The sequence below is a fragment of the Pandoraea capi genome, from assembly GCF_902459735.1.
Taxonomy (GTDB): Bacteria; Pseudomonadota; Gammaproteobacteria; order Burkholderiales; family Burkholderiaceae; genus Pandoraea; species Pandoraea capi.
On sequence record NZ_CABPRV010000014.1, the window covers coordinates 115555 to 129560 of the forward strand.

At 62.5% G+C, this 14006-nt stretch carries 9 protein-coding genes; 3 read left to right on the forward strand and 6 right to left on the reverse strand.

The window, feature by feature from the left end; translation table 11 throughout:
• Positions 1 to 24 precede the first annotated feature (24 nt).
• Together galU and PCA20602_RS23290 are read right to left on the reverse strand one after the other, a co-directional pair.
• The gene (gene galU, locus PCA20602_RS23285; protein ID WP_150723218.1) at positions 25 to 912 is read right to left on the reverse strand and encodes a UTP--glucose-1-phosphate uridylyltransferase GalU; all 888 of its coding nucleotides are present in this window, start codon (positions 910 to 912) and stop codon (positions 25 to 27) included.
• Between the two features lie 29 nt (positions 913 to 941).
• Entirely contained in the window at positions 942 to 3803 is a 2862-nt protein-coding gene (locus PCA20602_RS23290) for a valine--tRNA ligase (RefSeq protein WP_150723219.1), read from the reverse strand.
• A 111-nt stretch (positions 3804 to 3914) separates the two neighbouring features.
• Between PCA20602_RS23290 and PCA20602_RS23295 the strand changes: the two genes are divergently transcribed.
• Positions 3915 to 6233, forward strand: a complete 2319-nt coding sequence (locus PCA20602_RS23295) for a UvrD-helicase domain-containing protein (RefSeq protein ID WP_150723220.1) — start codon at positions 3915 to 3917, stop codon at positions 6231 to 6233.
• A 128-nt stretch (positions 6234 to 6361) separates the two neighbouring features.
• On the opposite strand, the gene PCA20602_RS23300 is transcribed toward PCA20602_RS23295, so the two are convergent.
• From PCA20602_RS23300 to PCA20602_RS23310, 3 genes are all read right to left on the reverse strand, one after another.
• On the reverse strand, positions 6362 to 7174 hold the full coding sequence (locus tag PCA20602_RS23300) for a BPSS1780 family membrane protein (RefSeq protein WP_150723221.1): 813 nt from the start codon (positions 7172 to 7174) through the stop codon (positions 6362 to 6364).
• A gap of 31 nt (positions 7175 to 7205) precedes the next feature.
• Positions 7206 to 8177 carry a homoserine kinase gene (locus PCA20602_RS23305; RefSeq protein ID WP_150723222.1) on the reverse strand — a complete coding sequence of 324 codons (972 nt, stop codon included), beginning with the start codon at positions 8175 to 8177 and terminating at the stop codon, positions 7206 to 7208.
• A 153-nt stretch (positions 8178 to 8330) separates the two neighbouring features.
• The gene (locus PCA20602_RS23310) at positions 8331 to 8699 is read right to left on the reverse strand and encodes a hypothetical protein (protein ID WP_150723223.1); all 369 of its coding nucleotides are present in this window, start codon (positions 8697 to 8699) and stop codon (positions 8331 to 8333) included.
• 358 nt (positions 8700 to 9057) lie between these two features.
• On the opposite strand from PCA20602_RS23310, the gene PCA20602_RS23315 reads away from it, so the two are divergent.
• A complete protein-coding gene (locus PCA20602_RS23315; RefSeq protein ID WP_150723224.1) occupies positions 9058 to 10293 on the forward strand; it encodes a YeeE/YedE family protein in 1236 nt (411 codons plus the stop codon).
• 131 nt (positions 10294 to 10424) lie between these two features.
• Here the strand turns inward: PCA20602_RS23315 and PCA20602_RS23320 are convergent, their stop codons facing one another.
• Entirely contained in the window at positions 10425 to 11159 is a 735-nt protein-coding gene (locus tag PCA20602_RS23320; RefSeq protein WP_046292526.1) for an LOG family protein, read from the reverse strand.
• On the opposite strand from PCA20602_RS23320, the gene polA reads away from it, so the two are divergent.
• A complete protein-coding gene (gene polA, locus PCA20602_RS23325; protein WP_150723225.1) occupies positions 11160 to 13898 on the forward strand; it encodes a DNA polymerase I in 2739 nt (912 codons plus the stop codon).
• Positions 13899 to 14006 lie beyond the last annotated feature (108 nt).

The following is a 14006-nucleotide window of genomic DNA, read 5'->3' on the forward strand; positions in this document are numbered from 1 at the left end:
TATTGCACGCGTGTCGATGGAAGCTTAGATCAGACCGCCGTGCACGTCTTCTTGCAGATACTTGCGGAAGGCGTCTTTCAACTCCGGGTGACGCAGCGCAAACTCCACCGTTGCCTTCAGATAGCCCAGCTTGCTGCCGCAGTCGAAGCGCTTGCCGTTGTAACGATAGGCCAGCACGGCTTCGTCCTTCATGAGCTTCTGGATGGCGTCGGTAAGCTGAATCTCACCGCCCGAACCCGGATCGATCTCGCGAATGCAGTCGAAAATGCGCGGGCGCAGCACGTAACGACCGACGACACCCAGATTCGACGGTGCGTCCTTCGGATCCGGCTTCTCGACGATGTGTTCGAGCTTGACGATCTCAGTCTCGCCCCAAGTCTTGCCGGCAACGATCCCGTAGGAGCGACTTTGCTCGATGGGGATCTCTTCCACGCCAATGATCGAGCTGTGGTACTGGTTGTACAGATCGACCATCTGCTTGAGCACGGGCGGCTGACCGTCGAGCAGGTCGTCCGCGAGGATGACCGCGAACGGTTCATCGCCGACGAGCTTCTCGGCGCACAGCACGGCGTGTCCGAGACCGAGCGCTTTCGGCTGGCGCACATAGAAGCAATCGATGTGCGCCGGCTTGATCGAATGCACTACGTCGAGCAATGCCTGCTTGTTCTTCGCCTCGAGTTCCGCTTCGAGTTCGAAGGCCGTGTCGAAGTGATCTTCGATGGCGCGCTTGTTGCGGCCCGTAACGAAGATCATCTCCGTGATGCCGGCGGCCGCCGCCTCTTCCACTGCGTACTGAATCAGCGGCTTGTCCACGACCGGCAGCATTTCTTTCGGGCTCGCCTTGGTCGCAGGCAGAAACCGGGTGCCGAGGCCCGCGACGGGGAACACGGCTTTGGTCACAACGGCTTTCATTGGTATCTCCCTGATGAATTTTCAGCGTCTCAGGCGGGCAGGCGGGCAAGCTGTGCCTGCAATTTGCCGAGAACCGCTTCAAAGTCGACCAATCGTTGCTTCTCAAGTTCCACCACATTGGCGGGCGCGCGCGCCACGAAGCTCTCGTTGGAAAGCTTGCCGTGGCATTTCGCGATCTCGCCTTCGAGGCGCTTCACTTCCTTGCCGAGGCGCTCGCGTTCGGCGGCCACGTCGATTTCCACCTTCAATGCCAGCTTGTTCGCGCCCACCACGGCGAGCGGTGCGCCCGCAGCCTGTGCGTCGAGCGTGGCTTCGTCGGCCAGCACCTGAACTTCGGAGAGCTTCGCCAGCGTTTGCAGATACGGGGCGATCGACGTCAGGAACGGCACGTCGCCGGCCACCAGCAGCGGCACGCGCTGGGCCGGCGACAGGTTCATTTCGCCGCGAAGATTGCGGCAGGCGTCGACGGCAGCCTTCAACTGCTGCATCCAGGCTTCGTCGCCTTCGTCGATCTTGCTCATGTCGGCGACCGGATACGGCTGCACCATGATACTGGCTTCGCCCGCGGCCTTGTCGGCGGGATAGCGACCGGCGAGCGGCGCCACCTTCTGCCACAGCGCTTCGGTGATGAACGGAATGATCGGGTGTGCCAGACGCAGCACCGTTTCCAGCACGCGCAGCAGCGTGCGGCGCGTGGCGCGTTGTTGCGCCAACGTGCCGTTCTGAATCTGCCACTTGGCCAGTTCGACGTACCAGTCGCAGTACTCGTCCCACACGAACTTGTAGATCGTGCTGGCGATGTTGTCGAAACGGTAGTCGGCGAAGCCCTTGGCCACGTCGGCTTCCACGCGCTGGAGCAGCGAGACGATCCAGCGGTCGGCGCGCGAGAAGTCAAGCTGACCTTCGGGGCCGCAATCGCCCACGCAAGGCGCCATCCCGCAATCTTGCCCTTCGCAGTTCATCAGCACGAAACGCGTGGCGTTCCACAGCTTGTTGCAGAAGTTGCGGTAGCCTTCGCAGCGCGCCAGATCGAAGTTGATGTTGCGACCGAGCGTGGCCATCGACGCGAACGTGAAGCGCAGCGCATCGGTGCCGAACGGCGCGATGCCCTCCGGGAATTCCTTGCGCGTCTTCTTCTCGATGGTGGCGGCCTGCTTCGGGTTCATCAGCCCCGTGGTGCGCTTGGCGAGCAGCGTGTCGAGCGACACACCGTCGACGATGTCGATCGGATCGAGCGTGTTGCCCTTCGACTTTGACATCTTCTGACCTTCGGCGTCGCGCACCAGCCCGTGCACATACACGGTCTTGAACGGCACCTGGCCGGTGAAGTGCGTGGTCATCATGACCATGCGCGCCACCCAGAAGAAGATGATGTCGAAGCCCGTGACCAGCACCGATGACGGCAGGAAATGCTTCAGTTCCGGCGTCTGCTGCGGCCAGCCGAGCGACGAGAACGGCACCAGTGCCGACGAGAACCACGTGTCGAGCACGTCTTCGTCGCGCTTGAGCGCGCCGGTCGAGCCGGCGGCACGGGCCTTCTCGATGGCCTCCTCTTCCGTGTGGGCGACGAACACGTTGCCGTTTTCGTCGTACCACGCCGGGATCTGATGGCCCCACCAGAGCTGACGGGAGATACACCAGTCCTGAATGTTCTCGAGCCACTGGTTGTACGTCGTCGTCCAGTTTTCCGGGACGAACTTGATCTCGCCGCTACGCACCACGTCGAGCGCAGTTTCGGTGATCGACTTGCCCGGACGGAACGTGCCTTCGGGCGCGGGCTTTGTCATCGCCACGAACCACTGGTCGGTGAGCATCGGCTCGATAACCGTACCGGTGCGGTCGCTGCGCGGCACCATCAGCTTGTGCGCCTTGACCGATTCGAGCAGGCCGAGGGCATCCAGATCGGCGACGATTTGCTTGCGCGCGTCGAAACGATCGAGACCGCGGTACTTTTCCGGGGCGTTGTCGTTGATCTTCGCGTCGAGCGTGAGAATGTTGATCTGCGGCAGGTTGTGACGCTGACCGACGGCGTAGTCGTTGAAATCGTGTGCGGGCGTGACCTTCACGACGCCCGTACCGAACTCGCGGTCGACGTAATCGTCCGCAATGATCGGGATTTCACGATCGCACAGCGGCAAACGGGCCGTCTTGCCGATCAGATGCCTGTAGCGCTCGTCTTCCGGATGCACCATCAGCGCGGTGTCGCCCAGCATCGTCTCCGGGCGCGTGGTCGCGACCGTGAGCGTGCCCGAACCGTCGGCGAGCGGGTAGCGGATGTGCCACAGCGAGCCTTCTTCTTCCTCGCTGACGACTTCCAGATCGGACACCGCGGTGAGCAGCGTCGATTCCCAGTTCACGAGACGCTTGCCGCGATAGATCAGGCCCTGCTCGTAGAGCGTGACGAACACGTCGCGCACTGCGCTGGACATCTTCTCGTCCATCGTGAAGTACTCGCGGCTCCAATCGATGGAAGCCCCGAGGCGGCGAATCTGGCCGGTGATCGTGCTGCCCGATTGCTCCTTCCACTCCCAGACGCGCTCGACGAACTTCTCGCGGCCGAGATCGTGACGCGAGACCTTCTTGGCGTCCAGTTGACGCTCGACGACGATCTGCGTGGCGATACCGGCGTGGTCGGTGCCCGGCACCCAGAGGGTGTTCGCGCCCTTCATGCGGTGGTAGCGCGTCAGACCATCCATGATCGTCTGGTTGAACGCGTGCCCCATGTGCAGCGTGCCGGTAACGTTCGGCGGCGGCAACTGGATGCTGAAATCTTCACGGGCGTCGTCGAAAGTCGGCCGGGCATAGCCGCGGCGTTCCCATTCGGGGCCCCAGTGGGCTTCGACGTCCTGCGGCTCGAAGCTCTTGGCAAGCGTATTGTCGCTGTCGCTCATGGATTGAATGGACCGTGTAATGCGTGAAACCCTGAATTATAAAAGATTCGGTGCCATTTCCGTGTCGCCGCAGGATTTATAATCGGGCTTCACTCGAAATTCGTACCCGACATGCCCGATCTGCTCGCCAATCTGAACCCCGAACAACTGGCCGCCGTCACGCTTCCCGACGAGCCGGCCCTCATTCTCGCGGGCGCGGGTTCCGGCAAGACGCGCGTGCTCACGACCCGTATCGCCTGGCTGATCCAGCAAGCGCACGTCGGCCCGGCGGGCATTCTGGCGGTGACCTTTACCAACAAGGCGGCCAAGGAAATGCAGGCCCGACTGAGCGCGATGCTGCCGATCAGCACGCGCGCCATGTGGATCGGCACCTTCCACGGGCTGTGCAACCGCATGCTGCGCGCGCATTTTCGCGACGCCGGGCTGCCGCAGAGCTTTCAGATTCTGGATCAGTCCGATCAGTTGTCCGCCATCAAGCGAATGATGAAGGCGGCGAATGTCGACGATGAGAAATTTCCGCCCAAGAATCTCCAGTATTTCATCAATAACGCCAAGGAGCAGGGCCTGCGGCCGCACGAGGTCGAGGCCAACGACGCCTTCAACCAGAAGTTCGTCGAGCTTTATGCGAGCTATCAGGAGCAGTGCCAGCGCGAGGGGGTAGTCGATTTCGCCGAACTGTTGCTGCGCTGCTTCGAACTGCTCAAGCATAACGAACCGCTGCGCGTGCACTACCAGTCGCGCTTCCGACACATCCTCGTCGACGAGTTTCAGGACACCAACAAGCTCCAGTACGCATGGCTCAAGATGCTCGCCGGGACGAACGCCGCCGTGTTCGCCGTCGGTGACGATGATCAGAGCATCTACGCGTTTCGTGGTGCTAACGTCGGCAATATGGCTGACTTCGAGCGTGAATTCCGCGTTCGTCATTTGATCAAGCTGGAGCAGAACTACCGTTCGCACGGCAATATCCTCGACGCCGCCAACGCGTTGATTTCCAACAATGCCCGACGGCTGGGCAAGAACCTGCGCACGGACGCCGGGCACGGCGAGCCGATTCGGGTGTACGAGGCGGCGACCGATTTGCAGGAGGCAAGCTGGCTCGTCGAGGAGATCAAGGCGCTGGTCGCGCAAGGGCTGTCGCGTCAGGACGTGGCGATCCTCTATCGCAGTAACGCCCAGTCGCGGGTGATGGAGCATGCGCTCGTCGGCGCGGGCATCGCCTATCGCGTGTACGGCGGTCTGCGCTTCTTCGAGCGTCAGGAAGTCAAGCACGCGCTGGCTTATCTGCGTCTGATCGAGAATCCGAACGACGACACCGCGTTCGTGCGGGTCGTCAATTTCCCCACGCGGGGGATCGGCGCCCGCTCGCTGGAGCAACTGGCCGACGCCGCACGTCTGTACAACTGTTCGATGTACGCCGCGGTGCCTTACATGACGGGCAAGGCGGGCACCAACCTGCTGGCCTTCGTCCGGATGATCGAGCAGATGCGTCACGACACCGAGCGCCTGACGCTGCCGGAAGTGGTGACGCACGTCATCGACGCGAGCGGCCTGATCACGCATTACCAAACCGAGAAGGAAGGCCAGGACCGCATCGAGAACTTGCAGGAGCTGGTGCATGCGGCTACGGCCTTCATTGCGGAGGAGGGCTACGGGCTGGACGCCCCGGCGCGCCTGATCGCCATGCGCCCTGCGTTGCCGGGCGCGCCGGACGTGCTGGCATCGCCCGATGGCGTGGTGGATGCCGATACGCCGGTCGAGATGACGCCGCTGGCGGGCTTCCTGTCGCACGCGTCGCTCGAAGCCGGCGACAATCAGGCCGAGGCAGGGCAGGACGCCGTGCAACTGATGACGGTGCACGCGGCCAAGGGTCTCGAATTCACGGCAGTGTTCGTCACCGGTCTGGAGGAAGGGCTGTTCCCGCATGAAAACAGTGCGATGGAACTCGACGGCCTCGAAGAGGAGCGACGCCTGATGTACGTGGCCATTACGCGAGCGAAGGAGCGGCTGTATCTGTCGTTCACGCAGAGCCGAATGCTGCACGGCCAGACGCGCTACAACGTGCGCTCGCGGTTCTTCGATGAAATTCCCGAGGAGGTGCTGAAATTCCTGACGCCGCGTGCCCAGCCCGGCGCACGGCTGGGGCAGGCTGACCCGGCGTGGGGGCGTGACTGGTTTGCGCGACCGCAAACGAGCGCACCGAAAGACGAGTGGGCCGCCACGAAGTCGGAGAAGGCGCTGGCGGACCGTTCGCGGGCGTCGGAGACTGGCTTCAAACTCGGACAGGGCGTGTTCCACACCAAGTTCGGTGAAGGCAAGATCATCGGACTGGAAGGGGCGGGCGACGAGGCCCGCGCGCACGTGAAGTTCGGTCGTCACGGCGAGAAGTGGCTGGCGCTGGCCGTCGCGAAGCTTCAGCCTATCGAGTGACGATGACCGCAGGGCGCCGGTTCGCTGGCGGCCAGAATGGCATGCCGCCGGCATCTGGCCAGCGCCGGGCATGAAATAGGGCACCCTCGGGTGCCCTTTGTTTTTGCTGCGCGCTCGAAGTCGAAGGCTTACGCCTCGGGCGGCGCCACATTCGGATCGATGGCGCCGATCTCCTGCACCCCGAAGCAACCGCGATAGCTCGCATAGAACGAGCAGTACACGATGGCGGCGAACAGCAGGGACAGCGGCCAGATCACGAGCATCGCGTATTGAAAAACGCCCAGCACGGCCATGATGACCATGAGAATCATGGACGACACCATCGCGAGCAGCATCACGCACAGGCCGTAGACCACGAACGCGCGGAAGTTGCGCGTGCAGGCCGTCCAGCTGAAAAAGATGGCCTTGACCGGCGTAATGTCGTGCCACGCCACGAGCACCGGGGCGAACCAGAACAGCATGGCGACCGGAATGTAGGCGACGGCGAACGCCATGGCGGCGACCATGCCCGCAGTACTGTTCATGACGTCGTCGCGATTCATGTTGCCGTCGAACAGCAACTTGTTGATCAGATCGCTGCCGTTGAAGAGCGACGAAATCAGGTACGCGATGACCGTCGCCGCCATGTAGTAACCGCCGAGAATCAGCAGTCGGCGCGCGATTTCCTTGCCGTGGCCGCGAAACCCGTCGAGCAGGACCTGCGGCAACACCTGCTTGTTCTTGATGATGTCGCGACACGCGGCCATGAAGCCCACGGACAGGCCCGGGACGAGCACCAGCGAGATGAGTCCGCCGATGACCGGCACGAAGGAGATCACTAACGTGCCGAACAGGTAAGCGAACAGCAGGCTCATGATGGCGAGCGGGTTCTTGCGGAATAGCCAGATGCCCTGGCGCAGCCACACATAACCACTCTTCGGCGGGACTTCAAGCAATTGCATAGGGTTTGAAAGACTCCGATTGGGCGTCGGGTTACAGCCAGGGAATGGAAACGGCTTCGATGCGTTTGCGCAGGATTCGTTCGAAATGCCCCGGATCGTGCGGCTTGAGCATTTCCGCCGCCCGCGGCAAATGGAAATCATACAGGCGCGACACCCAGAACCGCAGCGCGCCTGCACGCAGCATGTCGCGCCAGTGAGACGCCTCGATGTCCGTGAGCGGACGCACGGTTTCGTAAGCGCGCAGCATGGCGTGCACCCGGGCGTCGTCGAGCGTGCCGGTCGCCAGGTCACAGCACCAGTCGTTGACTGTCACTGCGAGATCGAACAACCACTTGTCGCAACCGGCGAAGTAGAAGTCGAAGAAGCCGCCCAACCGCGGTGAACCGTCTGCCGCCGTATCGAACAGCACGTTGTCGCGGAACAGATCGCAATGGCATGGGCCGGCTTGCATCGCACGGTAATCGCTCGACGCAAAAAACGCTTCCTGATGCGCCATCTCGCTTTCCAGCAGGGCGCGCTCAGCGTCGCTCAGGAACGGCAGCACCTCCGGCGTGGCGTCGCGCCACCACGGCAGGCTGCGCAGATTGGCCTGTTCGAGCGTGAAGTCGCGGCCCGCCAGATGCATGCGCGCGAGCATGGCGCCGACGTGCGCGCAATGTTCGGCCGTGGGAGCCAGCTCCGAGCGCCCCGACAGTTTGGTGACGATGGTGGCAGGCTTGCCGTTGAGTTCGCCCAGAATCTCGCCGGCGCGATCCGGAATCGGATCCGGCACCGGTACGCTGTGATGCGCGAGATGCCTCATCAATTGCAGATAGAACGGCAATTGCGTAGCGGTGAGCTTTTCGAACAGCGTCAGCACGAACTCGCCGCGCTCGGTCGTCAGGAAATAATTGGTGTTCTCGATGCCCGAGCTGATGCCCCGGAAGTCGAGAACTTTCCCCAAATCGTAGCGTTGCAGCCACCGCTGAAGCTGCTCGGGCGAGACGGAAGTAAAAACGGCCATGCGTGCGTTGAGTGGATAAGACTCAGACAAACGGCCCGTGCGCGTGCAGCGGGCCGCTGGTTTGAGACAAACAGGAAGCTGGCGCGCCGCAATACCGCTGATACCGCCAGTACGACTTCGAGGGCGCGCGAATGAGTCAGATTACCAGAGTCGTCAGAACTTCAATCCGACGGACGGCAGACGATCGTTTTGCGACGTGTTGTCACGGGCGCGCGGCGCGTTGTCCGGCGGGGTCGTCAACTGGTAGTTGGTGCCGAAGCGGGAGTGCACATCGATCTCCGTGGGCTTGCCGCGATCGCGGTACTCGGTCACGGTGGTGCCCTGGTCATTGACGTAATAGCTCGGCTTGCGTTCCTGATTGACGTCCACCGACTGTGTGCTGGTCGCGGCGGCGCGGGCGTCGGCTTCGCGTTTGGCGGCCTGGGCGGCGGTTTCCTTGCCGTCCTGGGCAAACGCCTGGCCGACGAGCAGCAGGCCGGTACCGATCAGCAGGGGCAGGGCACGGGAAAAGCGCGTTTTCATCATTATTCTCCGAGGGCGGGAACGCATCTGCGACGCACAGGCGCAAACCGTGGCGTCGCAGTGGGTTCCAATGTGCCCATTCTATCAAACGTGCTCCACTTCGCATTGTGGAATCGCGTTGAATGCAGCGTGGTTCCTTGCCTGCGGGGCGGTTGTCGGTCCGCTGTGAACGTTTCGTGACAGCGCTTCATTCCGAAATGTCGGTGCCCGGTGTGGCGGGTTGTAGTCTTCTTATTTCTTTTGGTTATAAGAAAATCACGAAACAGTCGTTTTCATCGATGCTGCGCTCTGGCACTCTGCCACGTTGTCTCAATGGGTGGCCAGGTGCCACCCATCTGCATTCTGGAGTCTGAAAGTCATGTCGTCTTCCGCCGCCCCGGCCGCCCTCAAAACCGCGCCGCCTTCCCCATCGTCCTACAATGCCCGGCCCCTGACCGTGGCGCTGGTGCTCATCGTCATCGGTATCGCCTACCTGCAAGCGACGGTGGGACCGAAGCAGGCTGCGCTGGCGGGTGTCGGCGCGTTGCTTGGTGTGGCGCTTTATCACGCGGCATTCGGCTTTACCTCGGCGTGGCGCGTGTTCATCGCAGATCGTCGCGGCGCCGGGTTGCGCGCGCAGATGGTGATGCTGGCCGTGGGCGTCGCGTTGTTCTTCCCGGCGCTGGCCGAAGGCACATTGTTCGGCAACAAGGTCGTCGGGCTGGTCTCGCCGGTCGGTGTGTCCGTCGCGTTCGGGGCGTTCATCTTCGGTATCGGCATGCAGCTCGGCGGCGGCTGTGCCTCCGGCACGCTGTACACCGCTGGCGGCGGCAACACGCGCATGATCGTCACGCTCGCGGCATTCATCGTCGGCTCGGTCGTGGCGACGGCGCATCTGCCGTGGTGGGAATCGCTGCCGCACATCAAGCCGGTTTCGCTGGTGAAGGCGTGGGGCCTGTGGCCCGCACTGATCGCCAACCTCGCGTTGTTCGCGGCGATCGCCGGGTTCACGCTGTGGGCCGAGAAGCGTCGGCACGGGCGCGTGGTCGGTGTGCCGATGACGCGCAGCGCGAAGGGCACGCCCGCACTGCTGCGCGGTCCGTGGCCGTTGCTCTGGGGTGCGCTGGCACTGGTGCTGCTCAACTATGCGACGCTCGCGTTGGCCGGTCGCCCGTGGGGCGTGACATCGGCGTTCGCGCTGTGGGGCGCCAAGGCGTTCATGGCGCTCGGCGTTGACGTCGCGTCGTGGCCGTACTGGGCCAAACAGGCCAACGTACTCAACGCGCCGGTCACGCAAGACGTGACGACGGTCATGGATCTTGGCATCATCCTCGGCGCGCTCGTGGCGGCCTCGCTCGCCGGCAAGTTCGCGCCCGTGTGGAAGATTCCTGTACGCTCGCTGATCGCTGCCGTCGTGGGCGGTTTGCTGCTCGGCTACGGCGCACGTCTGGCGTACGGCTGCAATATCGGAGCGTACTTCAGCGGCATCATCTCGGGCAGCCTGCACGGTTGGCTGTGGCTCGTGGCGGCATTCTTCGGCAACGTGTTCGGCACGCGCCTGCGTCCGTTCTTCGGTCTGGAAGTCGAGACCACGCCGCGCGAGAGCGGCTGCTGATGCCGCAGGCGAGTCACTGACCGGCAGGCCGCTACCGCTACCGTCTGCCCATAAAAAACGGCGCTTGCGATTGCCTCGCAGCGCCGTTTTGCATTGGCGGATGGATGCCCGCAGGGGCGCGATCCGTGCGATTACAGATAGAACATCTTCTCGCTGGTTTCCGTCTCGGGCTCGATGTGGCCGTCGTAGAACGCGAACACTGCTTTGAGGATCTCGTCCGGATCGTCGATCACCTGCACGAGATCGAGGTCCTTCTCGCTGATGAGGCCCATCGGCAGCATCGACGAACGCACCCAGTCGAGCAATCCCTTCCAGAACTCCGAACCCACGAGAATCACCGGTACGTGACGTGATTTCTGCGTCTGGATGAGTGTCAGGACTTCAGACAATTCGTCGAGCGTGCCGAAACCGCCGGGCATGATGACGAAGGCGTCCGAGTTCTTCACGAACGTGACTTTGCGCGTGAAGAAGTGACGGAATCGCAGCGAAATGTCCTGCCATTGATTGCCCTTCTGCTCGTGCGGCAGCTCGATGTTCAGGCCGACGGTCGGGGACGCGCCGCCATGTGCGCCCTTGTTGGCTGCTTCCATGATGCCCGGGCCGCCGCCCGAGATGACGGCGAAGCCGTTGTCCGAGAACTTGCGCGCAATGGTCATCGTCAGTTTGTAGAACGGCGATTTGGGTTTGATGCGCGCGCTTCCATAGATGCTCACGGCCGGCCGGATCTCGGACAGGTACTCGGTCGCCTCGATGAACTCTGCCATAATCGTGAACATCTGCCACGACGCCCGCGCCTTCTTGGCGGTGGCGCGTTCATGGTCTGCCAACATGCGCAGACTCGGTATCTCTTTTCTTCTCTTGGTCATATGTCGGAACAGCAAAGTCTGGAAGGTAAGACGCTCTTATTGGTCGATGGTTCGAGTTATCTTTATCGAGCCTATCACGCCCTGCCGGATTTGCGCGGCCCTAGCGGCGAACCTACGGGCGCGCTGCACGGCATCGTCAATATGCTGCGCCGCATGCGTAAAGACGTTCATGCAGAGTACAGCGCTTGCGTTTTCGATGCAAAGGGCAAGACGTTTCGCGACGACTGGTATCCCGAGTACAAAGCGAATCGTCCGTCGATGCCGGAAGACCTTCGCGCGCAGATCGAACCGATTCACGAAGCCGTGCGTGCGATGGGCTGGCCGCTGCTGATGATCGATGGCGTGGAAGCAGACGACGTCATCGGCACGCTCGCGAAACGCGCCGCCGAGCTGGGCATGCGCGTGGTCGTCTCGACTGGCGACAAGGATCTCGCACAACTCGTGAACGACCGCGTGACGCTCGTCAACACGATGACGAACGAAACGCTGGACGCCGCCGCCGTCACCGCGAAATTCGGTGTGCCGCCCGAGCGCATCGTCGATTACCTCACGCTCGTGGGCGATACGGTCGACAACGTGCCCGGCGTCGAGAAATGCGGCCCGAAGACGGCCGTCAAATGGCTCACGCAATATGGCGATCTCGATCATCTCGTCGCGAATGCCGCGGACGTGAAGGGTGCTGTCGGCGAGAACCTGCGCCGCGCGCTCGACTGGCTGCCGATGGGCCGTAAACTCGTGACGGTAGCGCTCGATTGCGATCTCGCGCCGCAAGTCACATCCATCGAAGCCAGCCTCCAGACGCAGCCGGAAGACGCCGAAGTCCTGCGCGACTTCTTCTCGCGCCACGGCTTCAAGACGTTGCTGCGCGAAGCCGAGGCCACCGTGGCGACACAAGCCGGCGAACCGGCGCCCGCACCGGCTGCCGACACCATCGAGCGTCAGTACGAGGCGGTGCTGACGTGGGAGCAGTTCGATGCGTGGATGAAGATCATCGAAGCGGCTGAACTCACGGCGTTCGACACCGAGACCACCTCGCTCGACGCGATGCAGGCGCAGCTCGTGGGCTTGTCGTTCTCGTGCGAACCGGGACGCGCAGCCTACATTCCGGTCGCCCATCGTGCCCCGGGCGAGGTCGAGCAGTTGCCGCGTGACGAAGTGCTCGCGCGCCTGAAGCACTGGCTCGAAAGCCCCGACCACAAGAAGGTCGGACAGAACCTGAAATACGACGCGCACGTGCTGGAGAACTACGGCATCACGTTGCGGGGTATCGCCCACGACACGCTGCTCCAGTCGTATGTCCTCGAATCGCATCGCAGTCACGACATGGACAGTCTGGCGTCGCGGCATCTGGGCGTCACCACCGTCAAGTACGAAGACGTATGCGGCAAGGGTGCGAAGCAGATCGGCTTCGATGAGGTGAGTGTCGATCGCGCGACCGAATATGCGGCGGAAGATGCCGACATCACGTTGCGCCTGCATCGTGCGCTGTATCCGGACGTGGCGCGCGAAGCCACGCTCGAATTCGTCTATCGCGATATCGAAATGCCGACGGCGCGTGTGCTTCAACGCATGGAGCGTAACGGCGTGCTGGTCGATACGGCGCGTCTGGCTGCGCAAAGCGATGAGATCGGCCGCAAGCTGATCACGCTCGAGACCGATGCCTATGCGTTGGCCGGACAGCAGTTCAATCTGAATTCTCCCAAGCAGATCGGCGACATCTTCTTCACGCAACTGCAACTGCCGGTCGTCAAGAAGACGGCAAGCGGCGCGCCGTCGACCGACGAGGAAGTGCTGCAAAAGCTTGCCGAGGACTATCCGCTGCCGAAGGTACTGCTGGAGTATCGGGGCCTCGCCAAGCTGAAGTCGACGTACACCGACAAGTTGCCGAAGATGGTCAATCCGTCGACGGGGCGCGTGCATACGAACTACGCGCAGGCGGTAGCCATCACCGGGCGTCTCGCGTCGAACGATCCGAACTTGCAGAACATTCCCGTGCGCACGGCCGAAGGCCGTCGTATTCGCGAAGCGTTCGTGGCGCCGCCGGGCAGCCAGCTCGTGTCTGCGGACTACTCGCAGATCGAGTTGCGCATCATGGCCCACATCTCGGGCGACGAAAGCCTGCTGCGGGCGTTCGCGAACGGCGAGGACATTCACCGTGCGACGGCTGCGGAGATTTTCGCGGTCACGCCGCTGGAAGTCTCTTCCGAGCAGCGCCGCTACGCCAAGGTCATCAACTTCGGTCTCATCTACGGCATGAGCGCGTTCGGGCTTGCCGCGAACCTCGGGATCGAGCGCGACGCCGCCAAGCAATACATCGATCGCTACTTCATGCGCTATCCGGGCGTGGCGCGATACATGGACGAGACGCGCAAGAGCGCCAAGGCACGTGGTTACGTCGAGACGGTGTTCGGCCGTCGTCTGTGGCTGCCGGACATCAACGGCGGCAATGGCCCGCGTCGCCAGGCCGCCGAGCGTGCCGCCATCAATGCGCCGATGCAGGGCACGGCAGCCGACCTCATCAAGCTTTCCATGATTGCGGTGCAGCGCTGGCTGGACGATAGTGGTTTGCAGACACGTCAGATCATGCAGGTGCACGACGAACTGGTGCTCGAAGTACCGGATCACGAGTTGGCCGAGGTTCGCAAGCGTCTGCCGGAGTTGATGTGCGGGGTGGCAAAGCTGAAGGTGCCGCTCATCGCAGAAGTCGGTGTCGGCGAGAATTGGGAACAAGCGCACTAAAAATGCAGGCGAAATGCCCAAAGTGCGTTGATGGATGCAGATCCCAGCACGCTTTGGGAAGTGCCGCGATTCTGTTCACGCAATAGCGGAAATAGGGTGGCGGGTATA

What these genes read in the sequence shown, in the direction of transcription:
- galU (WP_150723218.1), bottom strand. Translation starts at nt 912, where the DNA reads ATGAAAGCCGTTGTGACCAAAGCCGTGTTCCCCGTCGCGGGCCTCGGC.
- PCA20602_RS23290 (WP_150723219.1), bottom strand. Translation starts at nt 3,803, where the DNA reads ATGAGCGACAGCGACAATACGCTTGCCAAGAGCTTCGAGCCGCAGGAC.
- PCA20602_RS23295 (WP_150723220.1), top strand. Translation starts at nt 3,915, where the DNA reads ATGCCCGATCTGCTCGCCAATCTGAACCCCGAACAACTGGCCGCCGTC.
- PCA20602_RS23300 (WP_150723221.1), bottom strand. Translation starts at nt 7,174, where the DNA reads ATGCAATTGCTTGAAGTCCCGCCGAAGAGTGGTTATGTGTGGCTGCGC.
- PCA20602_RS23305 (WP_150723222.1), bottom strand. Translation starts at nt 8,177, where the DNA reads ATGGCCGTTTTTACTTCCGTCTCGCCCGAGCAGCTTCAGCGGTGGCTG.
- PCA20602_RS23310 (WP_150723223.1), bottom strand. Translation starts at nt 8,699, where the DNA reads ATGAAAACGCGCTTTTCCCGTGCCCTGCCCCTGCTGATCGGTACCGGC.
- PCA20602_RS23315 (WP_150723224.1), top strand. Translation starts at nt 9,058, where the DNA reads ATGTCGTCTTCCGCCGCCCCGGCCGCCCTCAAAACCGCGCCGCCTTCC.
- PCA20602_RS23320 (WP_046292526.1), bottom strand. Translation starts at nt 11,159, where the DNA reads ATGACCAAGAGAAGAAAAGAGATACCGAGTCTGCGCATGTTGGCAGAC.
- polA (WP_150723225.1), top strand. Translation starts at nt 11,160, where the DNA reads ATGTCGGAACAGCAAAGTCTGGAAGGTAAGACGCTCTTATTGGTCGAT.